The sequence below is a fragment of the Novosphingobium sp. GW821-FHT09E05 genome, from assembly GCF_059416165.1.
The window spans coordinates 18,529-42,547 of record NZ_JBWKOQ010000008.1; the positions used below are offsets into that span (position 1 = coordinate 18,529).

General features: G+C 69.1%; 23 protein-coding genes and 1 tRNA gene. 3 read left to right on the forward strand and 21 right to left on the reverse strand.

The genetic code is table 11. The features are described from left to right. Window positions 1-42: 42 nt before the first annotated feature. A complete protein-coding gene (rpmB, locus tag AC07M9_RS19665; protein WP_494886141.1) occupies window positions 43-327 on the reverse strand; it encodes a 50S ribosomal protein L28 in 285 nt (94 codons plus the stop codon). Between the two features lie 115 nt (window positions 328-442). Here rpmB and AC07M9_RS19670 point away from each other — a divergent pair, with 115 nt between their 5' ends. Beyond that, window positions 443-898 carry a nucleoside deaminase gene (locus AC07M9_RS19670; RefSeq protein WP_494886143.1) on the forward strand — a complete coding sequence of 152 codons (456 nt, stop codon included), beginning with the start codon at window positions 443-445 and terminating at the stop codon, window positions 896-898. On the opposite strand, the gene AC07M9_RS19675 is transcribed toward AC07M9_RS19670, so the two are convergent. From AC07M9_RS19675 to AC07M9_RS19730, 12 genes are all read right to left on the reverse strand, one after another. Beyond that, window positions 895-1,497, reverse strand: a complete 603-nt coding sequence (locus AC07M9_RS19675) for a ribonuclease T2 family protein (RefSeq protein WP_494886145.1) — start codon at window positions 1,495-1,497, stop codon at window positions 895-897. The genes AC07M9_RS19670 and AC07M9_RS19675 overlap by 4 nt on opposite strands. A 98-nt stretch (window positions 1,498-1,595) precedes the next feature. Continuing rightward, window positions 1,596-2,456, reverse strand: a complete 861-nt coding sequence (gene nadC, locus AC07M9_RS19680; protein WP_494886146.1) for a carboxylating nicotinate-nucleotide diphosphorylase — start codon at window positions 2,454-2,456, stop codon at window positions 1,596-1,598. 231 nt (window positions 2,457-2,687) lie between these two features. Continuing rightward, window positions 2,688-3,485 (reverse strand): LytR/AlgR family response regulator transcription factor, encoded by a 798-nt coding sequence (locus AC07M9_RS19685; protein WP_007680063.1) that lies wholly within the window; start codon window positions 3,483-3,485, stop codon window positions 2,688-2,690. A 62-nt stretch (window positions 3,486-3,547) separates the two neighbouring features. Next, a complete protein-coding gene (locus AC07M9_RS19690) occupies window positions 3,548-4,708 on the reverse strand; it encodes a sensor histidine kinase (protein ID WP_494886149.1) in 1,161 nt (386 codons plus the stop codon). A 198-nt stretch (window positions 4,709-4,906) separates the two neighbouring features. Next, window positions 4,907-5,605: a DsbA family protein gene (locus tag AC07M9_RS19695; RefSeq protein ID WP_494886190.1), complete on the reverse strand. Its 699-nt coding sequence runs from the start codon at window positions 5,603-5,605 to the stop codon at window positions 4,907-4,909. A gap of 39 nt (window positions 5,606-5,644) precedes the next feature. Next, window positions 5,645-7,006: a M48 family metalloprotease gene (locus AC07M9_RS19700; protein WP_494886151.1), complete on the reverse strand. Its 1,362-nt coding sequence runs from the start codon at window positions 7,004-7,006 to the stop codon at window positions 5,645-5,647. A gap of 224 nt (window positions 7,007-7,230) precedes the next feature. Beyond that, entirely contained in the window at window positions 7,231-8,565 is a 1,335-nt protein-coding gene (locus AC07M9_RS19705) for a PAS domain-containing protein (RefSeq protein ID WP_494886152.1), read from the reverse strand. Between the two features lie 94 nt (window positions 8,566-8,659). Next, window positions 8,660-9,949 (reverse strand): MFS transporter, encoded by a 1,290-nt coding sequence (locus AC07M9_RS19710; RefSeq protein ID WP_494886153.1) that lies wholly within the window; start codon window positions 9,947-9,949, stop codon window positions 8,660-8,662. A 62-nt stretch (window positions 9,950-10,011) separates the two neighbouring features. Further along, window positions 10,012-10,416 (reverse strand): DUF2141 domain-containing protein, encoded by a 405-nt coding sequence (locus AC07M9_RS19715; protein WP_494886155.1) that lies wholly within the window; start codon window positions 10,414-10,416, stop codon window positions 10,012-10,014. Between the two features lie 2 nt (window positions 10,417-10,418). Continuing rightward, window positions 10,419-11,159, reverse strand: a complete 741-nt coding sequence (locus tag AC07M9_RS19720; protein ID WP_494886157.1) for a sterol desaturase family protein — start codon at window positions 11,157-11,159, stop codon at window positions 10,419-10,421. 318 nt (window positions 11,160-11,477) lie between these two features. Beyond that, window positions 11,478-12,893: a DEAD/DEAH box helicase gene (locus tag AC07M9_RS19725; RefSeq protein ID WP_494886158.1), complete on the reverse strand. Its 1,416-nt coding sequence runs from the start codon at window positions 12,891-12,893 to the stop codon at window positions 11,478-11,480. Window positions 12,894-13,171: 278 nt separating this feature from the next. Further along, on the reverse strand, window positions 13,172-13,657 hold the full coding sequence (locus tag AC07M9_RS19730) for an MmcB family DNA repair protein (RefSeq protein ID WP_494886160.1): 486 nt from the start codon (window positions 13,655-13,657) through the stop codon (window positions 13,172-13,174). Window positions 13,658-13,771: 114 nt separating this feature from the next. On the opposite strand from AC07M9_RS19730, the gene AC07M9_RS19735 reads away from it, so the two are divergent. Beyond that, a tRNA-Arg gene (locus AC07M9_RS19735) sits at window positions 13,772-13,848 on the forward strand. Window positions 13,849-13,955: 107 nt separating this feature from the next. On the opposite strand, the gene AC07M9_RS19740 is transcribed toward AC07M9_RS19735, so the two are convergent. Next, the gene (locus AC07M9_RS19740; protein ID WP_494886162.1) at window positions 13,956-16,265 is read right to left on the reverse strand and encodes a TonB-dependent receptor; all 2,310 of its coding nucleotides are present in this window, start codon (window positions 16,263-16,265) and stop codon (window positions 13,956-13,958) included. A gap of 59 nt (window positions 16,266-16,324) precedes the next feature. Continuing rightward, entirely contained in the window at window positions 16,325-17,020 is a 696-nt protein-coding gene (locus AC07M9_RS19745; RefSeq protein WP_494886164.1) for a type IV toxin-antitoxin system AbiEi family antitoxin domain-containing protein, read from the reverse strand. A 195-nt stretch (window positions 17,021-17,215) separates the two neighbouring features. On the opposite strand from AC07M9_RS19745, the gene AC07M9_RS19750 reads away from it, so the two are divergent. Continuing rightward, a complete protein-coding gene (locus AC07M9_RS19750; RefSeq protein ID WP_494886166.1) occupies window positions 17,216-18,550 on the forward strand; it encodes a sensor histidine kinase in 1,335 nt (444 codons plus the stop codon). 3 nt (window positions 18,551-18,553) lie between these two features. Here AC07M9_RS19750 and AC07M9_RS19755 read toward each other — a convergent pair whose 3' ends face one another. Genes AC07M9_RS19755 through cobS form a run of 6 tightly spaced genes read right to left on the reverse strand, consistent with a single transcriptional unit; the run spans window position 18,554 to window position 23,853 of the window. Then, window positions 18,554-19,219, reverse strand: a complete 666-nt coding sequence (locus AC07M9_RS19755; RefSeq protein ID WP_494886167.1) for a response regulator — start codon at window positions 19,217-19,219, stop codon at window positions 18,554-18,556. Window positions 19,220-19,277: 58 nt separating this feature from the next. Beyond that, a complete protein-coding gene (gene cobU / locus AC07M9_RS19760; protein WP_494886168.1) occupies window positions 19,278-19,784 on the reverse strand; it encodes a bifunctional adenosylcobinamide kinase/adenosylcobinamide-phosphate guanylyltransferase in 507 nt (168 codons plus the stop codon). Then, window positions 19,781-21,238 (reverse strand): cobyric acid synthase, encoded by a 1,458-nt coding sequence (locus AC07M9_RS19765; protein WP_494886170.1) that lies wholly within the window; start codon window positions 21,236-21,238, stop codon window positions 19,781-19,783. Before AC07M9_RS19765 ends, cobU begins: the two co-directional genes overlap by 4 nt. Next, entirely contained in the window at window positions 21,226-22,170 is a 945-nt protein-coding gene (gene cbiB, locus AC07M9_RS19770) for an adenosylcobinamide-phosphate synthase CbiB (protein WP_494886171.1), read from the reverse strand. Before cbiB ends, AC07M9_RS19765 begins: the two co-directional genes overlap by 13 nt. Continuing rightward, window positions 22,163-23,146 (reverse strand): threonine-phosphate decarboxylase CobD, encoded by a 984-nt coding sequence (gene cobD, locus AC07M9_RS19775; protein ID WP_494886172.1) that lies wholly within the window; start codon window positions 23,144-23,146, stop codon window positions 22,163-22,165. The genes cbiB and cobD overlap by 8 nt, the downstream gene beginning before the upstream one ends. Continuing rightward, the gene (gene cobS, locus AC07M9_RS19780; RefSeq protein ID WP_494886174.1) at window positions 23,143-23,853 is read right to left on the reverse strand and encodes an adenosylcobinamide-GDP ribazoletransferase; all 711 of its coding nucleotides are present in this window, start codon (window positions 23,851-23,853) and stop codon (window positions 23,143-23,145) included. Before cobS ends, cobD begins: the two co-directional genes overlap by 4 nt. Window positions 23,854-24,019: the final 166 nt, after the last annotated feature.

Genomic DNA, 24,019 nt, shown 5'->3' on the forward strand with positions numbered 1-24,019 from the left:
AGCGATTTGCCTGCCGCGCTCTCCCTCAGGAGAGCGGCGAGATCAGGCGGCCTGCTTCTTCAGCAGTTCGCGCTTCACCTTGACGGCGCCGGGCGAAAGCTTGGTGTCCGAGGTCTTGAGCAGCCAGTTGTCGAGGCCGCCGTTATGCTCGACCGAACGCAGGCCGTGCGTCGAAACGCGGAACTTGAAGCTGCGGTCCAGGCCTTCCGACAGCAGGGTCACGTTCTGCAGGTTGGGAAGGAAGACGCGCTTGGTCTTGTTGTTGGCGTGGCTGACGTTGCAGCCGACCTGGCGGCCCTTGCCAGTCAGTTCGCAGATGCGGGACATGTCTACTCTCGCTCGAAAAAGATCTGTTGCCGTAGAAACGGGAAGGCGCGCCCTTAGCGAGTCGCCCGTGCAAGGTCAAGTTGCGCACAGGTTTTTCGCAGGCTAGCGCAAACCCATGACTCGTTGGCCGCTCCCCGAATACATGGCTCTCGCCCTCGCGCAAGCCCGCGAAGCCGCCGTTCTGGGCGAAGTTCCCATTGGCGCGGTGGTGGTGAAGGGCGGCCGCGTGCTCGCGACCGGCCGCAACGGTCCGCGTGAACGGCACGACCCAACCAGCCACGCCGAGATAGAGGCGATTCGCGCGGCGGCGCGGGTGCTGGGCAACGAACGCCTCGAAGACTGCGAGCTGTGGGTCACGCTGGAGCCCTGCGCGATGTGCGCCGGCGCCATCGCCCACGCCCGCATCGCGCGGCTCTACTACGGCGCCTCGGACCCCAAGGGCGGGGCGGTGGAGCACGGCGCGCGCGTGTTCGAGCATCCCCAGTGCCTGCACCGGCCGGAAGTCTATTCCGGTATCGGGGCGACCGAATCGGCGGAGATGCTGCGGCGTTTTTTCCGCGAGCGGCGCTAAAGCCCGCGCCAGATCTTCAGCGGCGCCGAATCGGGCAGGCCGAACTGGCGATCCTGGCAGCGACCGGGACGGAAGTCCCTGCGGTAGCAGAGCCGGACTTCGCGCAGCCAGCCCTTGTCGCTCGCGTCGATGCCGACTGCTGCGCGCGGCCAGCCGGGGTTCGTCAGCAGGAAATGGTCGCGCAGCATGCCGGCGGTCAGGTCCCGCTTTCGTGACAGGCGGTCGGCGTCGGGCCACACGACCGAGCGCCAGAGGATCGCGCTGACGCGGAAATATGTCTCGGGCGTCTTCACCATGCAGCTGCCGTGCTTGGCCCACTCGTGCGCCAGCAGCGAGGGCGACGGGGTCATGCACAAGTGCTGGCGCAGCAGCAGCGGCGAGGGGAGGGGCTGCGCGGCGCACCATTGCGGCGAGGGTCCGCTTGCCGATTCGGGCCATAGACCATGCAGCACGAAGCCGAAGCGCCCGTTGGCTTTGGCGCACTGCATCGAACGCGTGTCGCCGCTGGTCTTGCAGTAGTCGGGCGACCAGCTAGCGGCGAGGGTGTAGCCCGCGATCGGCGTCCGGCGCGCGGGGCCGTCGGGCGAGACAGGGGCCACGGGAGCGACTCTGGGCGGCAGGGAGCACTGATAGGCCTGCGCGAGCACCGGGACGGGTAGGACGCTCGCCACCGCCGCGATCAGTGCCCCGCCGCGGCTCACAGCGGGGTGAAGTCCAGTCCGATGTCGGCGGCGGGGGCACTCTGGGTGAGGCGGCCGACAGAAACGTAGGTGACGCCGGTGGCGGCTATGGCGCCGATGGTCTTCAGGTTGACGCCGCCCGAGGCTTCGGTCGGTACGCGGCCGGCGACGATGGCGACGGCCTCGCGCAAGGTGTCCGGGCCCATGTTGTCGAGCAGTAGGTGGTGCGCACCCGCGGCGATGGCGGGCTCGATCTGGGCGAGGTGGTCGACCTCGCAGATGATCTGCGCCACGCCCGCCGCCTTTGCGCGCGCCACGGCCGGGCCGACGCCGCCGGCGACGAGGACGTGGTTGTCCTTGATCATCGCCGCGTCCCACAGGCCCATGCGGTGGTTCCTGGCGCCGCCCTGGCGCGTCGCGTACTTTTCGAGGTGGCGCAGGCCGGGGATCGTCTTGCGCGTGTCCAGCAAGGTCGCGTGGCCATCCATGGCATCGACGTACTCGCGCGTCATCGTGGCGATGCCGGAAAGGTGCTGGACGGTGTTGAGCGCGCCGCGCTCCGCCGTCAGCATGGCGCGGGCGTTGCCGGCCAGCTGCATGAGGTTGGTGCCCGGCGTGACCTGCGCGCCTTCCTCGACGAGGATTTCGATCTCCATCGCCGGGTCGAGCTTGCGGAAGAATGCCGCCGCGATCGGCAGGCCGGCGACGGTGATCGCGTCGCGCGAATCCATCACGCCGGAGAACCGCGCCTCGGCCTCGATCACGCTTTCCGACGTGACGTCGCGGCCGCCGCCGGGAAGGCCCGTGCCGAGGTCCTCGGCCAGTGTTGCGTCGACGAAGGCGGCGAGGTCGAAACCGGGGATCGAGAACGATGTCATGACCGCGTCTTTTGCGCGTTCATCGGGTGTTGTCGAGGGGGTGTGGGTTGGTTGAAGCGGAAGGGGGGGCTTCGGCCCGAAACCTCGCCATAGCGCGCGGCAGCCCAAAGTGCGCATCCCCCTTTTCGTCATCCCCTCGAAGGCGGAGATCCATCTGCAGCCAGTGCAATCTGAAACCGCATCAGATGGGTTCCCGCCTTCGCGGGAATGACGAGGGAGGGGTGCTCGGTCCTAATGAACGAAGCGCGCGATCACGTCGCGGTACGAGCGGCTCACCTTCACCTGCGCGCCCGAATCGAGCACGAGGAAGCATTCGCCGTTCGTGTGCGGCTTCACCTGGCGGACCTGGTTGAGGTTGACGATGGTAGAGCGGTGAACGCGTTGGAACACGCGCGGGTCGAGGCGGCGCTCGAGGTCCTTCATCGTCTCGCGCAGGATCAGCGAGTTGTCGGCGGTGCGGATGCACATGTAGTCGCCGGCGGCCTCTATGTGCTCGATCGAATCGACGTCGATCCGGAAGATCTGGCCGCGATCCTTGATGTTGATGAGCTTTTCGTAGCGGTCTGCGCCCGGATCGCTGTCCTCGGGCATGTGGTCCACCGCGTCGGGGGCGACTTCGGCGAGCACGGTCTTGAGCTTTTCGGCTTCCTCGGACGAGCGCTTTTCCGATAGGCGCTGGCGCACGCGGGCTAGGGTATCGTCCAGCTTGCTCTCGTCCACCGGCTTCATCAGGTAGTTCACCGCGTTCGCCTCGAAGGCGCGCACCGCGTGTTCCTGGTAGGCGGTGACGAAGACGAACAGCGGCGGCTCGATCTCCATGACGCCCTTGACCACCGAGAACCCGTCGAAGCCGGGCATCTGGATGTCGAGGAAGACGAGGTCGGGCTTTTCGGTCTTGATCTTGCGGATCGCCTCGCGCCCGTTGGCGCAAGTGTCGATGATCTCGACGTCAGGGTACTTCTCGAGCCGCAGTTGCAGCCCCTGGATGGCGAGTTTCTCGTCGTCGACAAGGATCGTGCGGATGGTCATCAGTTGTTTTCTCCGGACCGGCAAACGCGCGCGGACCAAAATTGTTTCATCGTCCAGATTGCTTACCGCGCCGAAACGGGCTGACGCATGGGCTCGTGCATGTCCTCGGAGGTTTCGCGGCGGTCGATGGGAATTTCGATGACGACGGCAAAACCGCCCTCGAGCGGTTCCACCGTCTCGAAGCGATGCTGCTCGCCGTAGGCCTGCGACAGGCGGTCGCGAATGTTGGCCAGTCCCACGCCGGTCGATACCGGCTCCCCTCCATCGTAGGTCATGCCCGACAACCTGTTGTCGGTCGTGGGGCTTTGCAAGCCCGGCCCGGTGTCCGAGACGGTGATGCGAAGCATCGGCCCGACGAGTTGCGAGGAGACGGTGATCTCGGCTCCCGCTTCCTGCTGGCTGACGGCATATTTGATCGCGTTCTCGACCAGCGGCTGGAGCAGGAGCGAGGGCAGCAGGGCGGTCTCGGTGGCGGGATCGATGTCGAAGGTGGTGCGCAGGCGTTCCTCGAAGCGCATGCGCTCGATGTCGAGGTAGAGCTGCAGCGTCTCCACCTCCTGCGCCACGGTGACCCGCGCCGAAGGCTTGTTGACCAGCGTGTAGCGCAGGAACGACGACAGACGGCTGAGCATGGCGTTGGCCGGCTCGGTCTGCTTGAGCAGCACCAGCGTCGAGATCGAGTTCAGCGTGTTGAACAGGAAGTGCGGGTTGAGCTGGTAGCGCAGCATGGCGAGCTGGGCGCTGGTCGCCTGGTTCTCGAGCCGGATCAGCTGGTCGTTCTGTTCTTCCACCTGAAGGTAGAAGTTGACCATGTAGTAGAGCGCGGTCCAGGCGCCGAGCAGGGTCGCGTCGAGGTAGAACACGCCGAGGAACAGCTGGGTGAAGCTGGCGTCGCCCTCGGTCCGCCAGAGCGAAATCACCCAGGCGTCGATGAAGGCGTGCAGGCCCACCGCGAAAGGCAGGACCAGCACCGTCAGGCCCCAGGTGACGAGCGCGCGCCTGGTGATCAGCGTGCGGAATATCACCGAGAGAACCAGCGAGATCGAGAAGCCGGTGATCGTCGCGATCAGCACCAGCACCAGCGAGGCCAGCGGCAGGTTGTTGGCGATCGCGGACATCGTGCGCAGGACCATGGCCCCGCTCCAGCCGATGATCTGGAGGCGCCAGAACGCCTTGTCCTTGTTGGCGAAGAAGGGGATCGGCTGGATCGGCAACACGCTCATGGGCCTAGCCTAGCGGAACCTTCAGGCGGTTGCAAAACGTGGGGCCCGGGATTTTCCGCCGTCGTCCCGGACTGGATCCGGGAGCGCTGGGTACTCTTGAAGCGCGGGCTCGCGATGGGCTACTGCGGCATGGCGCGCGGCGCCGAGATGGGGCGGCCATGCCAGCGGTCCCCGCTGCGCGGGGGCAACCGGGGGTGCTCAGCTTCCCCGCGCCGCCTTCACCGCCTCGGAAAGCTGGTCGATGCCCACCGCGCCGGCGATCAGGCGCTCGCCGGCGATCCAGCTGGGCGTGCCCGAGAAGCCGAGACGCTGGGCGATCTCGAGGTTGCGCGAGAGTTCGGCCTCCACTGTCGGGCTCGCGGCGATGCGGCGGGCGCGCTCCATGTCGAGGCCGACCTTCTGCGCCACCGCCGCGATGGTGGCGTCGTCGACCTGCCCGGCGGCGAACATGGCGTCGTGGAACTGCGGGTACTTGCCCTGCTCGGCGGCGGCGAGCGCCATCCGGGCGGCGGCGGGGCTGTGCGGGCTGATGATCGGCAGTTCGCGCACGACGATGCGCAGGTCCGGGTTCTTCTGGATCAGCTGCGCCACGTCGCCGAGGCTCTGGCGGCAGTAGCCGCAGGCGAAGTCGGTGAACTCGACCAGGGTCACCTTGCCGTTCGGATTGCCGAGCACGGCGCCCGGGAACGGCGTCTCGACGTTCTGGCGCACGCCGGCCAGCGCCTGCGTGGCCTGGCGCTTCTGGAGGTTCTCCATCGCCTGCGGCAGGATTTCGGGGTGATCGAGGATGTAGTCGTGAACCACGTGCTCGACCGCGATGCGCCCCCCGTACCAACCTCCGGCGCCCACCAGGACAAGGACTCCGGCGATCATTGCGAACTTCGAGGCGTTGCCCATCATATTCCTGTCGGTTTCATACGTGCGTGAGAAGCGCCCTTAGCGGCGCTTCTTGTCCCGTTCCAGTTCGGCGCGGGCCTGCATCTCGATGTCCTGCGCGCGCAGCCAGTCGGGCGTGCCTTCCTTGAGCCCTGCTTCGGCCGCCTGGGCGCTGCGCAGGGCTTCCTCCATGCGGCCCGACATGACCTGCTGCTCGGCGCTGGCGAGGTAGGCGCGCGGCATGTCGCCGTTGGCGGCGTAGATCACGCCCAGCTGATACCAGGCGAAGGGGTTCTCGCGGTCGCGCGCGACAGCGGTCTTGAGCACGTCCTGCGCTTCGCGGAAGTTGGCGGGATCCTCGGTGGCGATGAGTGCGTGGCCGAACAGCGTGGCAATGAGCGGGGCGTTGCCCGAAAGCTCGGTCGCCTTGCGCAGCGGCACCATTGCCTCGGCCGCCTTGCCCGCCTCAAGCAGGATCTGGCCATCGAGTTCGAGGAAATAGGGGTCGTTGGGATCGACCGCGATCAGCGCCTCGGTCTCCTGCCGGGCGAGGTCGAACTGCGATTCGCGGTGATAGGCATAGGCGCGGGCATAGCGCGCGGGCACCGAGGTGTCGGTGACGGGAAACTTGCGCAGTACCTCGCGCGGAGTGGCGAGGAAGCCAAACAGCTTGGCCTTGGCGCGGATGAAGCGCTTCTGGATCGCCGCATCGTCGGGCTTGGTCCAGGCCGGGTCCTTCTCATAAGTGTCCTGGAGCGTGGCGATGCGGTCGGCGGTGAGGGGGTGGCTGGAATAGAACTCGTCGCCGTCCTTGGGCCGGTAGCCGTAGCGGAACTCCATGCTCTGCAGCTTCTTGAAGAACTCCACCGAGCCGCGCCCGCTGATCCCGGCGCTGGACAGATACTGCGCGCCCGCCGCGTCGGCCGAGGCTTCCTGCGAGCGATTATAGGCGAGGTACTTGCCCATGGCCGCCTGCTGGCCCGCCATGATGACACCCATCGCCGCCTCGCCGCCGCCCGCCGCAGCGGCCGCAGCGCCCAGCAGCAGCGAGAGCAGCGAGATGTTGGTCGCGCTCTTGCCGCCCAGGTTCAGCACGGCATGACCGCCGGTCACGTGGCCGAGTTCGTGGGCGATCACGCCCTGCACTTCGGCGGCGGTGTCGGCCTCGTCGATCAGGCCCGAGTTGACGTAGACCGCCTGTCCGCCCGCGACGAAGGCGTTCACCGAGGAATCGTTGACCAGCACGATGTCGACGTTGCCCACGCCCAGTCCGGAGGCCTTGACCAGCGGCGCGGCCATGTCCCTGAGCAGCGACTCGGTTTCGGCGTCACGCAGGATCGACTGTGCGCTCGCCGGAACGGCCGACATGCCGAACAGGGCCGACAGGGCGAGGAGAGTTGCGGGAAATCGCAGCTTCGGCATCGTTCCTCTTCGGGGGCGGCGGGCTTAACCGGCGATGAAGCCGCTCCGAGCGCCCGGGCGACCAAAGCACACCATGCCCGTCCGTGTCGAGGATGGGAGTAGGAAAGTTCGTCATCCCAGCGAATGCTGGGGTCGCTGGCCGGTCATCAGGCGGGGGCTGTCGGCTAGGCCGTATCTCAAGGAATGGCAGCGTTCCCAGGCTTCGGCCGGGATGACGGCAGCTGTCAGCCCAGCAGATGCCTTGCTGCGCGCTGGAGCAGGGCTTCGTCGCCACCCGCTTCGCCCAGCACCACGACTTCGCCGCTTTCCAGCCGGCGGGCGACGAGTACGGTGAATTCCTCGCCGTCGCGGGCGAGGGCGGCGAGCGGCTGGGTCTCCATGGCGCGCAGGCCGTTGGCGAGGCGTTCGCGGCTTCTGGCAGACGCGGCGGCCTTGCCTTCTTCCTCGCGGCGCAGGCGGCGTTCCTCGCGCACCAGTGCCTTGAGGCCGCCGGGCGTAGCGCCGAGGTGGTCGCCAAGCGCGCCGCGCGGCAGGCCGAGGCGGCGGCCGTGGGCGATCACGGCGGCGAATTCGGTGAGGCGAGTCTTGTCGTAGTCGGCGCCGAAGACGAGCTTGACCAGCGGCAGCAGCGGTGCGCGCTCCTGCCGCTTGATGCCGGCATCTTCAAGCAATTCGGCAAGGTCTTCCGGCGCCCCGGCGGCGGCCAGCGCGAAGTCGTAGGCACGCCCGATCGCGTCGTAGAGCGCCTGGTGCGAGCGTTCCTCGCAGCCGTGCGCGACCCGCGCCAGTTCACGCGCGGAGGCCAGCCAGTCGGCGAGGCCGAGGCCCTGCGGTTCGAACGAGGTGGGCTCCTCGTCCATCGCGAAGCCGGGGCGCGGCAGCTCGATCGGCGCGTAGCCGCTGAGGGGCATCGACAGGCCGAGGTCGGCGGGGCCGTCCGCCCATTCGGTCAACGGCTCCAGCCCGCGCAGCATGGCGGGGCGGGCGTCCTTCTCCACTTCCGGGGTGGGCGCTTCGTCGCCGAGCGGTCCGGCGCGCTCCTTCCAGTTGATGACGCCGTAGATGAAGTCGATCCGGTCGGTGTCGCCGCGTGAGAAGGGTAGCAGGATGCCGCGGTAGAGGATGGTGACCCCGAGAGTGTTGACGAATTCCGCCTCGAAACCGATCGGCGCCTCGTTGGCGAGGATCTGCATGTAGTGGTCGGTGATGCGCGAGAGCAGCGAGCGGCTCGGCACGTCCGCGATCCCCTCGATCGGCCCGTCGGCGCCGCATTCCTGCGCCAGCAGCGAGCCCAGATGGGTGATCGCGGGATTCTCGATGCCGCCGGTGAAGTCGAGCAGGACGCTGCGGGGGCCGAAATCGGGGAGGGTCTGGGGTGTCAGGCCGGCGATGTCGGGAAAGGCGCGCGAGCCGAGCATGCTGGCCCAGAAATTGTAGGCGCGCACCTGCATGCGCCGCTCGTCGTTGCCGATCGCCGGCGCGCTGGAGCCCGGATCCACGTCGTCCCGATCCGTTTCGGGCCCGTCCTGATCGGAAAACTGACCGCGCAAACTGTCCATGCCGAAATCCCGACTCACCCCTGTGGAACGACCGTTCTGGCCGGACATGGTGAATTAACCTTTAAGCCGCGCCCACTGGGTACTCCGCGATTCTTCAATCCTGCCGGATCACGCCTTCGCCCGGCTTCGGCAGCGGTGCGACGATGCGCAGCAGCAGGAAGGAGGCGAGCAGGAAGATCGACCCGGCGTGGAGGGCGAAGGACAGGCTCTGCCAGTCGGCCACCGTGCCCCAGACCCACGATCCCAGCGCCATGCCGCCGAACGTCGCCGCCTGGTAGATCGACAGGCAGCGGCCGAGGATCGCGTCGGGCGAGCGCAGTTGCACGGCGGTGTTGAGCGTCGTCAGGATCATCACCCAGGCCACGCCGGACACGAAGGCGCCGGGCAGGGCGTAGCGGATGTCGTGGACCTCGGCGATCAGCGACAGCGAGAACACGAACATCGCCGCCCCGAGCGCCAGAATACCCTCGAGGCCCAGCTTGCTGCGGAGCGTGCCGGTGAACGGCGCGGCGATGATCGAGCCGATGCCGAACAGGCCGAGCATCAGCCCGAAGTCGATTTCGTCGCCGTGGATGTTGCCGCTGACCACGGCGGGCAGCAGCGATTGGTAGGCAGAAAGGCTGAATCCGAGCGCGAAGCCGCGGATCAGCAGGCGCCTTAGCGGGCCATTAGTGGCGCAATAGCGGATACCTACGGCCACTGCGGGCAGGATCGGCCGCCGGTCGGCCGGCACCGGGCGCGCCTCGGGTTTCCACCAGAGCAGCACGCCGATCAGCCCGACGTAACTGACGGCGTTGATCGCAAAGGCGAACGAGACGTCCCAGATCGACATCAGCAATCCGCCCAGCGCCGGGCCGATCGAGCGCGCGATGTTGAAGGAGATCGAGTTGAGCGCGATCGCCTGCGGGATCTCGCGCGGGTTCACCTGCTGGCGCACCGAGGCCTGCCACGCGGGCGAATTGAGCGCGGTGCCGATGCCCACGCTCAGCGTGAAGGCGAGCAGCAGGAACGGCGTCAGCAGGTGCGCATAGGCGAGGCCGGCCAGCGCGGCGGAAACCACCAGCATGCCCACCTGCGCCACCAGCATGACCTGCCGGCGGTCGTAGTTGTCGGCGATGGCGCCCGCGAAGACCCCGAACAGCATGATCGGCACCGTCGCCGAAGCCTGCACCAGCGCGACGAGCTGGTGCGAGGGCGTCAGCTCGGTCATCAGCCAGGCCGCGCCCACCCCCTGCAGCGTCGAGCCGAGGTTGGAGAACAGGTTGGCGGTCCAGATCGCGCGGAACACGGGATAGCGGAACGGCGAGAACGTGCCGCCGCGCGCCTGCGGCGCGACCAGGCCGGCGGTCGCCACGTCCACCGTCTTTTCGACGGCGTGTTCCAAAGCATCCTCTTTCCCTGACACGCCCCGAGGCTAGGGCGCACGGCCGGGAGCGGCAAGCCCGTCTAGAGAAGATATCGCATCCGGATCGTCAGGCGGATAGATTCGCCCTCCACCGCCACGGCGGCCTGCTCGAACTTGGGCGGCCCCATCCGCACCGGCGCGTCGCGCGAGAAACCGTAGCCTTCGCGGGGGATCCCCAGCCGGGTGTCGAGCTTGCCGTTGGCGTTCTCGTCGTGGATCACCGAGACGGCATATCGCCCCGCCGGCACGGTCCCGAAGTCGAGATGGACCTCGCTCGCGGCGGGAACCGCCAGCTTGCGGGCGAGCGGGTCCTTGTCGCAGTCGGGAAAGGCGTCGGCGCGCGCGGTCAGGCAGGCGAGGACCTGCCCCTTGGCCGAGCGCAGCTCCGTCACCGTCACCTGGACCGAGGTCGCCGCCGGAGCGTTCGCGGACAGCACGGCGGCCACGATCAGCGCGGCGCCAGCCCGTCCGAGAGCCCCCGGTCGGTGCCGCACAGGTGATCCCAGTGGCGAAAGTAGAGCCCGTAGTTGCATCGGTAGCTTTCGTGGTGCCGGTGATGGTGGCTGGCGGTGATGAGCCAGCGGCCGAGGCGCGATTGCACCAGCGGGCGGGGAAACATCTCCCAGCCCATGTGATTGGTGATGCCCATGACCGTCATGATCGTGAGCACCGCGCCGAGCGCGCCGACATGGATCGGCACGAAGAACACCAGCGCCGGGACCACCACCGCGCCGGTCAGCGCCTCGAGCGGATGGAAGCTCATCGCCGCCCACGCGGTTGGGGGCCGGCTGGCGTGGTGCACGGCGTGGGCCATGCGGAACACGCGCGGGCGGTGCATCCAGCGGTGGGTCCAGTAGAACCAGGTATCGTGGAGCAGGAGGTAGACGAGCACCGAGACCGGCAGCCACCAGAGCGGCCGCGCATGCACGTCGGTGTAGATGCCGGTCCAGCCATGCGCCTGCCAGCCCCAGGCGACCACGCCGGCCGGAATCCCGTAGATCGCCGCCGACAGCAGCGACCACACGATCTCGCGGCGGATCTGGCTTTCGAGCCCCTGGTAATGCCCCGGCCGCACGCGCCCGGTGATCCAGGCGAACAGGCCCGAGGTCACCAGATAGCGCACGCCGACGATGGCCGTCATGGCGGCGGCGGAAGCTATGATCGCGGTGAGGGGAGCGTCGAGCGCCATGGGCGCCGGACTAGGCCTTGTGCGGGCTCAGGGGAAGGGGAAAAGGGAGGGTATGCGGGCGGGGAGATGCACACTCGTCGTCCCAGCAAAGGCTGGGACCGCTGGCAAAGGCCGCGCCCACATCACGGCAAGGCGCCCGCTCGCGGTTTGCCGTCGGAGAGCCATCACCTCAAGGGCTGGCAGCGATCCCAGCTTTCGCTGGGATGACGGTTTGTCGGGAGCTGAAACGAAATGGGCGCGCAGCTTGGCTGCGCGCCCAATGACGGCGGTAATGGCGTCCGGGGTTGTGGCCCCAAGACTTACCTCACCCGGAGTGCCTCAACCGGCGCGGCGGACCGCGCCCTTGTGTGCGCCGAGACCCTTGGGGCCGCGCGGACGGAAGCGGCGCTTGCGCTCGCCTTCCTCGCCGCCGGCAGCCTGGCGATCGCCCTGGGGACGGTCGCTGCGCTGGCCGCCGCTGCGGCCACCGCCCTGGCCGCCACGGCCGCCGCCCTGGCCGCGGCCGCTGCCCTGCGGCTGGGCCGGGGCTGCACGGGCGGGGGCGGGCAGGCGGGCCGCCTGGTTCTGGAAGTCCTCGGGCAGGGCCAGCGGCTCGAGCTTGATGCGGGTCAGGCGCTCGATGTCGCGGATGTAAGGCTTCTCATCCGGGGCGACGTAGCTGATGGCGACGCCGGTGGCGCCGGCGCGCGCGGTGCGGCCGATGCGGTGGACGTACTGCTCGGCGACGTTCGGGATCTCGTAGTTGTAGACGTGGCTGACGCCCGAGACGTCGATGCCGCGCGCCGCGATGTCGGTGGCGACGAGGACGCGGATGGCGCCCTGGCGGAAGCCGCCGAGCGCGGCGGTGCGCTGCGCCTGGCTCTTGTTGCCGTGGATCGCGGCGGCCGGGATGCCGGCGGCGACGAGGTGGCGCACGATGCGGTCGGCGCCGTGCTTGGTGCGGCTGAACACCAGCGCGCGGTCGATCGCGCCGTGGCTGGCGTTCTCGGCGGCGTCATCGGCGAGGCCGGCGCGCAGGCTGAGGGTCAGCAGCGCCTGCTTCTCGGCCTGGTTGATCGAGGTGGCGAACTGCTCGACACGCTCGGCGGTGGTCGACTGCGGGGCGACTTCGACCTTGACCGGGTTGTTGATGAACTGGCGGCCGAGGTCCGCGATCGCCTGCGGCATCGTCGCCGAGAAGAACAGGCTCTGGCGGCCTGCGGGCAGCATGTTGGCGACGCGCTTGAGCGGCACGATGAAGCCGAGGTCCATCATCTGGTCGGCTTCGTCGAGCACGAAGATCTCGACGTGCTTGAGGGTCAGCGCGCGCTGGTCGATGAGATCGAGCAGGCGGCCCGGGGTGGCGACGAGGATGTCGACGCCGCGCTCGAGGGCACGGGCCTGCTTGCCCACCGGCACGCCGCCGAAGATGCACTGGATGGTGAGGTTCAGGAACTTCGCATAACCGCGCATGTTGTCGGCGATCTGCGCGGCCAGCTCACGCGTGGGCGAGAGCACGAGCATGCGGCAGCCGGCGTTCTGGCGCGGCTTGGGGTCCTGGGCGAGGCGGTGCAGCGAAGGCAGCGAGAATGCGGCGGTCTTGCCGGTGCCGGTCTGCGCGATGCCGAGCAGGTCGCGGCCTTCGAGCAGGGCCGGAATGGCCTGGCGTTGGATCGGCGAGGGATCGGTGTAGCCCTTGACTGCGAGCGCACGAAGAATGGGCTCGGCAAGGCCAAGTTCAGAAAAATAGGACATCAAGTCACTTTCAAAAGTGCACGGGGGCGCACAGCTTTCGAAAAGACGAGGCTTTCGAAGAAGAGCGCGCGCACGGCAAGGTGTCGTTACGGGCGACCCTGCGTGAGGAAGGAAGCTTTTATTGGTGGCAATCGTTCGTCCGGGCCGGTCCTGGCGGCTGGCGCCATGACCTCACGCTGCTCACGGATTGCGGCGGGAAAATCCCCGCGCGCCGGTTGCTGAGGTGCCACATAGGGTGCGTTGCAGCGAAAAGCAAGAAAATTGCGTGTGCGCGCCGGTCAGGCCTCCGAGCCCCATTGCTGCGTATAGGGGTCGCCCAGCGTGACCAGCCGTCGCAGCGCGGCGCGCGCCAGCCGTTCGGTCTCGACCTTGCGGCGGGCGGCGGCGAGCTGGTGCAGCGGGGCGGGGCGCAGGATTTCGGCGTCGTACCCGTCGGCGACGATCACGCCGCAGCGTTCTGGCAGGAACGCCGCGGTTTCCAGCGGCGAGCGGTCGAGCGCGGGGGAGAGGCCCCAGTAGAAGCGGTCGCAGTAGTCAAGATAGTCGGGCCACTTGCCGTCGCCGAGCAGGTCCGCGCGCGCAACCTTGATCTCGACGATGATGACGTGGCCCTTGGCGTCGATCCCCATGAGATCGGCGCGGCGGCCGCAGCGCAGCGGCATTTCGGGCATGCACCAGATGCCGTTGCGGGCAAACAGGCGGCCAATTCCGCGCGAGACATCGGACGCGGTGCGGAGCAGGGGGAGAGAATCGGCTTCGGCCATGGCGCCATAATAAGAACATACAGGGAACTGGCAAGCCATGTCCGCAAGACCCTGACGACAGGTTCAAATTGTCGCTGGAAACCCCCTCCACCCTCTGCTAACCGCCCTGTCGTTGCACCCGTAGCTCAGCTGGATAGAGTGACGCCCTCCGAAGGCGTAGGCCACTGGTTCGAATCCAGTCGGGTGCACCATTTCCCCCCAACCTCCTCGGAAAAGACCGGAAGGCGTCCGCTGTCGTCCCCGCGGGGTGGATACCTGTGCGCCGGCACCGGCTCTTGCCCGGTGCCGGCGCTCCGGATCAGTACTTCAGCGAGAGCGTCGCGAAGGCCGAGCGGCCCGGTGCGACGGTCGCGAAGTGGGTCGAGTAGGTACGGTCGTAGTACTTCTTGTTGGTGAGGTTCTGCACGTTCACCCGCAGCGAGACGTTCTCGGTAAGCGTCGCCGAGGCCGTCGCGTCGAAGCGCCAGTAGCCCGGGATCGAGCGCACGATCGTCGAGGCGGCGGTCTCGCCCGGCAGGGTCACGCTGCCGAAGCTGCCGTACTGCTTGGAGCTGTAGATCGCGCCGCCGCCGACCTGGAAGCGGCTGGCGATGTCGAAGGTCGTCCAGGCGGTGAAGCTGTGCTTGGGCGTGTTGGGGAACGGCTTGCCGTTGTTGATGTTGCCGGTGCCGGCAAATCCGACCTCGGAGTCCATGTAGGTGTAGCCGCCGAACACGCTCCAGAACGGCAGCGGCTTGCCGTTGAAGCCGACCTCGACGCCCTTGATCTTGCGCTCGCCCTGGAACACGACGATGCCGTTGTCGGTGATGCGGGCATTGTCGGTGTCGGTGCGGAACAGCGCCAGGTTTACGCCGAAGGCGTCGTCCAGGAAGCTCCACTTGGTGCCGATTTCGTAGGACCTGGTCTTCTCGGCGTCGAGGTCGAGCGTGGCGGAGACGGCATTGCCTTCCGACCCCTCGCCCAGCATGCTGCCGACCGGCGTGGTCGACTGGGCGATCGACACGTAGACGCTGCCGTTCGACATCGGCTTCAGCACCAGGCCGGCCTGGTAGTTGAAGTAGTTCTCCCTGTTGCGGATGTCGGTGTTGCCCGCGGTCGCCGAGATCGTCGTCGAGGTGGTGTCGTACCAGTCGTAGCGCAGGCCGACGTTCAGCAGCAGGAAGTCGGTGATGCTGACGGTGTCTAGGGCGTAGAGCGCATAAGTCGTCGCCTCGGTCTGGCCGGTCGCCGCCGACCGGGTGATCGGCACGCCGGTGGTGCCGCCGGCCGGGATGTTCTGCCAGTTGTCGTAGGGCGTCGGGTTATACAGGCTGGTGCAGTTGCCTGCGGCCTGGTTGGCAGCGTTGCAACGAGCGGTCGCCGCTGCGGCGACGTTCGTGTTCACCGCGAAACTGCCGCGCGTCGACTGTTCCCAGCTGGCCTCGAAGCCGGTGGAGAACGAGTGCTCGATGCCGCCGGTGGCGAACTTGCCCGACAGGTCGAGCTGCCCGACCATCGAATCGACGTCGCTCCAGCGGGTATTGGCGCGGCGCCAGACGAGGCCGTTGACCACGTTGCCCTGGCTGTCGTCGGGCTGGGTGATGATGTAGGCCTGCTGGACGCTGGCATACTTGCCGGTGGCGCGCACGCGGATCTCGTCGGAGAGATCATGCTCGGCGCGGAACAGCAGTTCATCGACGTTGGTGGTACGGAAATCGCGGTTGGCGAGGCCGTAGAAGTTGCTGCGATCGACGTCTGCCGGGCCGATCTTGAGCTGGTCCGCCGTCTTGACGTACGTGGCGCTGCCGGGACGCTCGAACGGAATGCCCGGATCGGGGACGTCGTCGCTCTCGAGGTGATAGAAGTTGATGTAGGCGCGCGTCGAGGTTCCCAGGCCCAGAGCGGCCGAAGGCGAGATGCCCCAGCGGTGGTAGGTCACCACGTCGCGCTCGGCGACATCGGCGTCGTGCCACATGCCGTTGATGCGGATCGCGGCCATGTCGCCGATCTGGTAGTTGGCGTCGACGGTGGCGCGCTTGTAATCGTCGGTGCCGTAGCTGAAGTCGCCGAGCACGTCGGTGCCCAGGTGCGGCAGCTTGCTGACGAGGTTGAGGCTGCCGCCCGCGCTGCCGCGTCCGCCCATGGTGGAATCGCCGCCCTTGACCACTTCGATCTGCTCGATCGCGAAGATCTCGCGCGACTGGCCGCCGACGCTGCGCACGCCGTCGATATAGGTGCTGCCCTGCGCGTCGAAGCCGCGGATGAAGGGACGGTCGCCCTGCGGGTTGCCGCCTTCACCGGCGCCGAAGGTGATGCCGGGCACGGTGCGCAGCGCTTCGACGAAAGTCGTCGAGCCGCTCTCGCGGATGACCTGCGAGGGGACGATGATGACCGTCTTGGGCGTGTCGAGCAGCGGCGCGGTGTACTTGGGCGAGGCGGCCTCATCGACCTTGTAGCCTGACTCGTCGAGCGCGGTGTCGGTGACGGTCACCCCGCCGAGGCTGCGGGCGGCGGCGTCGCCCTCGGCTTCCTGGGCGATGGCGGGCGTGGCGGCGAAGCCCACGCAGGCCAGTGCCAGATAGGCAGGTGCGACTTTGGAAGGCGAACGACGGTAACGGGAATAGGACACAAGACCCCCTTGGTTGAAATCGGATACGGTGACGAAAGCGTATGCGGCGCGGGCGGCAGTTACCGCGCGTGCGCCAGGGCCGGGATGCCGGCCTTCTTGTAGAGCCCCAGCGCCACGCGCTCGACGTAGCCGCGCCGGCACAGGCGGCTGAGCTTCTGGGTGGAAATGCCCAGCGCGCGGAACTGCGATACCGTGGCGAACTTGTGCGCCTCGACCAGCGCGAGCGCCCTGGCTTCGGCGCTGTCGGTCCGCACGGGCGGCGCTTCGCCCGGTGCGCCATCGGCGATCAGGGCGATGGCGAAGCAGCCCTCGCGCTCGACGCAGGCATCGGCGAGCATCGAGCGCGACGGAAGCCGCCGCTCCTCGCACGCCAGGGCGTCGGCGCAGGCCTTGAGTGCCTGCTGGAAGGGATTGGCCATGCGCAGTTGAGCGGACTGCGACGGGCGCTGGAGCGCGGACAGCCAGCGCAGGATGGCCAGTTCGTCGTCGCTCACATAGATCGAACGCTCGCCGAAGACGACGAGCGCATTCTTACGGATTTCGGCGGCGAGGCTCGCCAGTGCGCGGTGGGTGCCGGCCGGAAGCGACGCCGCTTCAGCGTGATCCTGGTCTTGGGACGCGGCGGGCCTGGCGCAGATCGCGCGCAACTGGCCGATCACCTTGCGCTCCTGCGTCGTCAGAATGCTGGCCGGACGGCGGGCGCATCGCGCGGCGTTCGCGCCCGCTCCCGGTCGAACGACGGTGTGCTTCTGCATTTTCCCTCATAGCCTGTTGGCCACTTGCTTCTTGATAGTGACTCTTAATAGCGATGGTGGGCATATGCAGGCTGAATGATCCCGTTCAGGTCCGGTTGGGCTTTGTCGCGGGCGGCGTTCAGGTTCGGTTGGGGGGCGAAGGGTATGAGCGTGCCGGGGCGATTGCGGGCTGTCGACAACAGGGACCTACCGGACATGAAGTTGCTTCCCCGTTCGATCCGCAGCCGTCTGCTCCTGGCCGGCCTGCTGCTGACCGGGCTGGCGGTGCTGGTCGCGTCCTTGTCGATCAGCAGCGGCCTCGACATGTTCGTGCGGCGCGGGCTCAACGACCGGCTGGATGCGCAGATCGCGCTCCTCCTGCGCAGCGTCCGCCCCGACGGCACCGTCGATGGCACCATGCTCGAGGAGATCGGGCCGTTCACGCAGCATCGCCGCGGCTGGGGCTGGGTGATCGAAACCCCCACCCGGAAATACGGGTCCCGCGACGTCGCGCGGCTGGACCGCATACACTGGGAAGGCCCCCTGGGGCGCGAGGGCCATTTTCGCCGCCCGCCCGAACGCTTGCGGGCCGGCCGGAGCGATGCGGCTTATGTGCGGACGCTTGAGAACCGCACGGCTGCGGGCGTGATCCGCATCACCGCCTTCGCCCCGATCGGGGTGCTGAAACGGCTGCATGACACCGCGGTCCTGCCGGTCCTGATCGCTCTGGGCGCCCTGAGCCTGGCGCTGCTCGGCGCGACGTTCGTGCAGCTTCATTTCGGCCTCAAGCCGCTCGCCCGCCTGCAGGCCGCGCTGACGGCGGTGCGCAATGGAACGCTCGACCGCGTCCCGGCGCGCCAGCCGACCGAGCTGGCCCCGCTGGCGGGCGAACTGAACGCGCTGCTCGACGAGAACGAGGCGGCCCTGTCACGCGCCCGGGGCCATGTCGCCAACCTTGCGCACAGCCTCAAGACGCCGCTCGCCACGCTGAGCATCCGCCTGGCGGAGCCGGGCTGCGATCCCACAGGTCAGCTGGGCGAGCTGGTCGGGCAGATCGACGGCGCGATCCGCCACCACCTCGGCCGCGCCCGCGCCGCGTCGCCCGGCGCCCCCGGCAACCCGCTCGTGCCGGTCGAGGCGACGGTGGGCGAACTCGTGCTGGCGCTGGGGCGCATCCATGCCGAGCGGAAGGTCTCGTTCGCGGCCGACATGGCGACTGACCTGGCGGTCAAATGCGATCCGCAGGATCTTGCGGAGATGCTCGGCAACCTGCTCGACAATGCGTGGAAGTGGGCTGCAAGCGAGATACGCGTGACGGCGGCGGCGTCGGGCAATGCCGTGCGGATCGCAATCGACGACGACGGGCCGGGGCTTTCCGCCGAAGCGATCGACCAGGCACTGGTGCCCGGCCGCCGCCTCGACGAGCGCGAGGAAGGGCACGGCTTCGGCCTGCCCATCGCGCGCGAGCTGGCGGAACTGCACGGCGGTTCGCTGGAACTCGGCCGCTCCGCCCTGGGCGGCCTCGAGGCGGTGCTCGTCCTGCCGCGCTGAGCGTCAGGCGGGCGCGGCACTCAGCAGATAGCCGCGTCCCCGGATGGTGCGGATCATGTCGGCGCCGATCTTGCGGCGCAGACGTCCGACGATCACTTCCAGCGAGTTGGAATCGACGTCGGCGTCGTATTCGTAGACCCGGTCGAGCAATTCGCGCCGTTCCACCACCGTCTCCTTGCGCAGCATCAGTGTGGAGAGCACCCGCCACTCGAAGGCCGTCAGCCGCAGGGGCAGGCCGTCCATCTCGAAATGGCCCAGCTGCGCGTCGAACACCAGGGAGCCGCAGGCGACCCGGCTGGAGGCATGGCCGCTTGCCCGGCGCACGAGCGCGCGCAGGCGCAGGATCAGTTCCTGCACGCGAAACGGCTTGATGAGGTAGTCGTCCGCGCCCGCCTTGAAACCGGCGACCTTCTCGGACCAGGCGTCGCGGGCGGTGAGGATCAGCACCGGCAGGTCGTGCCCGCCCGCCCGCCACGATTGCAGCACGGTCAGCCCGTCGACCTTGGGCAGGCCCAGGTCGAGCACGGCGGCGTCGTAGCGCTCGGTCTCGCCCAGGTGGCGTCCGTCCTCGCCGTTGCCCGAAACGTCCACCGCGAAGTTTTCGGCACGCAGGGCCCGCGCGATCTCATCGCTGAGCGCGCGGTCGTCCTCGATTACCAATATGCGCATGCGACGCCTCCATCCTCGCGGATAGAGCGCCAACCCCAACCGAACCTGAACGGGCTCGTCACTTCAGACGCAGGGGCAGCCCCGCCGCAACGAACTGCACCTCGTCGGCAAGCGCCGCGACTGTCTGGTTCAGCCGTCCTGCCTCGTCGCGAAAGGCGCGGGCGAGAGCGTTTTCGGGGACGATGCTCAGGCCCACCTCGTTCGACACGAGCACCAGCGGCACCGGGCAGCGGCGGATCGCCTCGCCGAGCGCGGCGACGGGCGCGTCCAGCGGCACGTCTGCGAGCATCAGGTTCGAGAGCCACAGCGTCAGGCAGTCCACGAGGATCGCGCCGCCCCCGGCCCCCGCGCGGTCGATGGCGGCGGCAAGGTCGAGGGGTTCCTCCAGCGTCGTCCAGCGCGGCCCGCGATCATCCTTATGGCGGGCGATGCGGTCGGTCATCTCCGCGTCGAAGGCCTGCGCGGTGGCTATGTAGGCAAGGACGCCCGGATGCGCCTCGACGCGGGCTTGCGCATAGCGACTCTTGCCCGAACGCGCGCCGCCGAGGACGAATAGCGCGGTCATGCGGCCAAGCCCGCGATTGCCAGAAGTCCGTCGATATCCAGGTGTTCCTCCATGGCCGCGGCCAGCGCATCGAGCGCGGCATCGACGCGGGCGTCGTGGTCCACACCGTCCGAGGCGCTGCCGATCCGCTCCAGCAGCGCGCCGCGCAGCGCCGGTTTCGCCAGCAGGCCGTGGCAGTAGGTGCCCAGCACACGCCCGTCGCGGCTGGTGGCGCCGTCGTCGCGGCCGGCGTCGAGGCGGGCGAAGGGGCGGGCGGTGTCGGGCCCCTGCGTCACGCCCATGTGCATCTCGTAGCCCGTGAAACGCCTGCCGAGCGCGGTGCCTTCGACCTGCGCCAGCGCCTTGCGGCTGCCCAGCAGGGTGGCGACGTCGAGCAGGCCGACCCCGGCGACCTCGCCTGGGCTGCCCTCGATCCCCAGCGGGTCGGCGATGGTGCGGCCGAGCATCTGGTAGCCGCCGCAGATGCCGAGCACCGCGCCGCCGCGCCGGTGGTGGGCGAGCACGTCGATGTCCCAGCCCTGCGCGCGCAGGAAGGCGAGGTCGGCGATCGTCGCCTTGGAGCCGGGGAGCACGATCAGCGCGGCGCTTGCCGGGATCGGGCTTCCGGGCGGGATCATCGCGACTTCGAGCCCGGGCTCCTGCCGCAGCGGGTCGAGGTCGTCGAAATTGGCGATGCGGGGCAGGATCGGGCAGGCGACGAGCCGCTTGCCGGGCGCGGCGCCCAGCCCGCGTTCGAGGATCACGGCGTCCTCGCTCGGCAGCTGCGCGACGGCGGGCACCCATGGCAGCACGCCGAAACCGCGCCAGCCCGAGAGCCGCTCGATCGCTTCGTAGCCATCGGCGAAGAGGGCAGGGTCGCCCCGGAACTTGTTGATGAGGAAGCCCTGTATCATCGCCGCGTCCTCGGGATCGATCACCGCGCGGGTGCCGACGACGGCGGCGATCACCCCGCCCCGGTCGATGTCGCCGGCCAGCACGACGGGCACATGGGCCTCGCGCGCGAAGCCCATGTTGGCGATGTCGCCGCTGCGCAAGTTGATCTCGGCTGGCGAGCCCGCGCCCTCCACGATCACGAGGTCGCAGCGCGCTTCGAGGCGGCGGTAGCTGGCCAGCACTTCGCCGAGCAGCGGGCGGCGTGCCTCGCGGAAATTGGCGGCGCCCAGAGTGCCGCGCACCTGTCCGTGGACGATCAGCTGCGAGGTGCGGTCGGCCTGCGGTTTCAGCAGCACCGGGTTCATGTCGACATGGAGCGGAGCCCGCGCGGCGAGTGCCTGCAGCGCCTGCGCGCGGCCGATCTCGCCGCCCTCGGGCGTGACGGCGGCATTGTTAGACATGTTTTGCGGCTTGAAGGGGAGCACGCGCAGGCCCCGGTTGGCGGCGGCGCGGCACAGCCCGGCGACCAGCACCGACTTGCCGACGTCCGACCCGGTTCCCTGCAGCATCAGCCCGGCCATGAAGCTGCTCCCATCAGCGTGATCGCTCCCAGAATGACGCAGGCGCGCCGGTAGACGGTGAGGGCGCGGCCGAGGTCGGCGCCCTGCACGTCCCGGCCCTCCTTCCCGATCCACGGCTTGTCCGCAAGCACGCCGTCGTAGGCGATTGGCCCGGCGAGCCGGACGCCCAGCGCGCCCGCCATCGCAGCCTCGGGCCAGCCGGCGTTGGGCGAGGCGTGGGCGGCGTGGTCGCGCGCCATTGTCCGCCAGCCGCCGCCTCCGGCGAGGCACAGCAGCACGCCGGACAGGCGCGCGGGGATCAGCATGGCAAGGTCGTCGATGCGCGCGGCGGCCCAGCCGTAGGGGCCGTAGGGCTCCTCGCGGTGGCCGATCATGCTGTCGGCGGTGTTGATGGCCTTCAGTACCCATAAGCCGGGCAGGCCCAGCACGAGCAGCCAGAACAGCGGGGCGACGACGCCGTCGCAGAAGCTTTCGGCCAGGCTCTCGATGGCGGCGCGGGTGACGCCGGGGGCGTCGAGCCCTTGCGTATCGCGGCCGACGATCATGCCCACGGCGCGGCGGGCGGCGGGGAGGTCGCCTGCGTCCAGTGCAGCGCGGATCGGGCGGACGTGATCGTCGAGGCTGCGGGCGGCCATGGCGGGCCAGGCCAGCAGGGCGAGGACCGGCCAGGTCCAGGCGCCCGCCAGCGCACGGACTAGGGATTCGATCAGCGCGGCGGCTGCGGCGGTCAGGGCGATGAGCAGGGCCATAGCGGCGAGACCAGCGAGGCGGCGGCGATTAGCGGACCAATAGGAGCGGTTTAGGACGCGGTTAGCGGCGTCGATGGCCTTGGCGAAAAGGCCGACCGGATGGCCGGTCACGGCATGGAGGCGCGCGGGCCAGCCGAGCAGGGCCTCGATGGCGAGCGCGGCGGCGGCGATCGGCTCAGCCATGGCGCAGCGCGCGGTCGAGGCGGTCCAGTGCCTCGGGCCGGGCCGGGACGCCGAGGCGCAGCGTGTCCGGGTGCTCGGCGAAGGGGCGGGTGAGGATGCGCGACGCGGCGAGGCGGTTGAACAGGGCCTGCGCATCGCAGCCGGTCAGGTAGCGGAACAGCGGGCAGGCGCCTTGCGGGGTGAGGCCGCTTCGTTCGAGCACGGCGTCGAGCGCGGCCGCGCGGTACGGGAGTTGCGTGCGGGTGTCGGCAACCCACTCCGCGTCGGCATAGGCGGCGCGGCCGATCGTCAGCGCGGCGGCGTGGACCGGCCAGCTGCCGAGCAGGAGCCGCAGCCTCGCGGCGAGCTTGGGCGGCGCGATCACGAAACCGAGGCGCAGCCCCGCGAGGCCGAAGAACTTGCCGAACGAGCGCAGGACCACGAGGCGCGATCCGGGGCCGACCTCCGCGGCGACGCTGGCTTCGGGGTGGCAGTCGGCGAAGGCCTCGTCGACGATCAGCCAGCCGGCGACCTGTGCGATGCGGGCGTGCCATTCGAGAATGTCGGCGGGCGCGCGCAGCAGGCCGTCGGGGTTGTTCGGGTTGGCGAGGACGACGACTTCGCCGTCCTGCGGGGCCTCATTGAAGGCGATCGGGCGGGACTTGGCAAACGCCTCGACGTGGGTGCGGTAGGCGGGGACGAGCGCGCGGCCGGGGCGGTCCAGCATCCCGGCGAGCAGGCGCAGCGCGGTCTCGCTGCCGGGCACCGCGCAGGTGAGCGCCGGGTCGGTGCCGAAGTGGCGCGCGGCCCCGGATTCCAGCGCGGCGAGCGCGTCGGGGTCGGGGAGGGAGGTCCAGTCGGTCGCAGCGGCCTTTTCGATGGGCCAGGGGACGGGGTTGAGGCCGGTCGAGAGGTCGAGCCATTCCTCCGACTCGCCGCCGAACCTGCGTGCCGCTTCGGCCAGGCGGCCGCCGTGGTGGAGGAAGGCCGGGGTCATGGGAGCAGCACCAGCGCGGCCAGCAGCACGGTCTCGACGAGCTCGATCCCGGCGCCGTGCCCGTCGCCCGATATCCCGCCGAGACGGCTGCGCAGCCACCAGCCCCACAGCGGGACGGCGACGAACAGCACCAGCAGCGGGAGCGCCAAAGCGGCGGCGGCGAGTATGGCGACGAGGCTCCACAGCGCGAGGTGAACCACGCTCACCCCGCTGCGGAAGCGGGTGCCGAGCCCCTCGTGCAGCGGCGGCAGGTACAGGGTCCAGGCGATCGGGGCGATCCGGGCGAGCACCGCCACCAGGACCAGCGCGGCGACATGCGCGGCGGGCAGGGCGTGGAGCAGCACCAGCTTGGCCAGCAGTTGCAGCACGATCACCACCACCGCGAAGTTGCCGACGTGCGGGTCGGCCATGACCGCCGACAACCGCTCGCGCCCGCCATGCGCCGCGCCCGCGCCGTCGGCGACGTCGCCGAGGCCGTCGAGGTGGAGCGCTCCGGTGATCGCCACCCAGCCGGTCAGGCCGGCCAGTGCAGCCAGCCACGGGTCGCGGGACTGGAGGAGCCACCAGGGGAGGGCCACCGCCGCGCCCACCGCCAGCCCCGCTACGGGGAACCATCGCATGGCGGCGGCGAAGTCCTCCCGGTCGGCTTTGACCTGCGGCAGCGGGAGGCGCGTCAGGAACTGGAGGGCGAGGATCAGGTGCTTCATAAAGGAAGACCTGGGGCCATCGCCCCGGACCCCTTTAATGTCGAGGTCACGCGCGCAGGTGGATCCCGGTGCCCACCGCGAGCCGGGAGACATGGAAAGCCTGCGCCAGCAAGGAGCGCGCAAGGCTGCTGCGGGCGCAAGGACGACGGGAAAGGGGTCTGGCGCG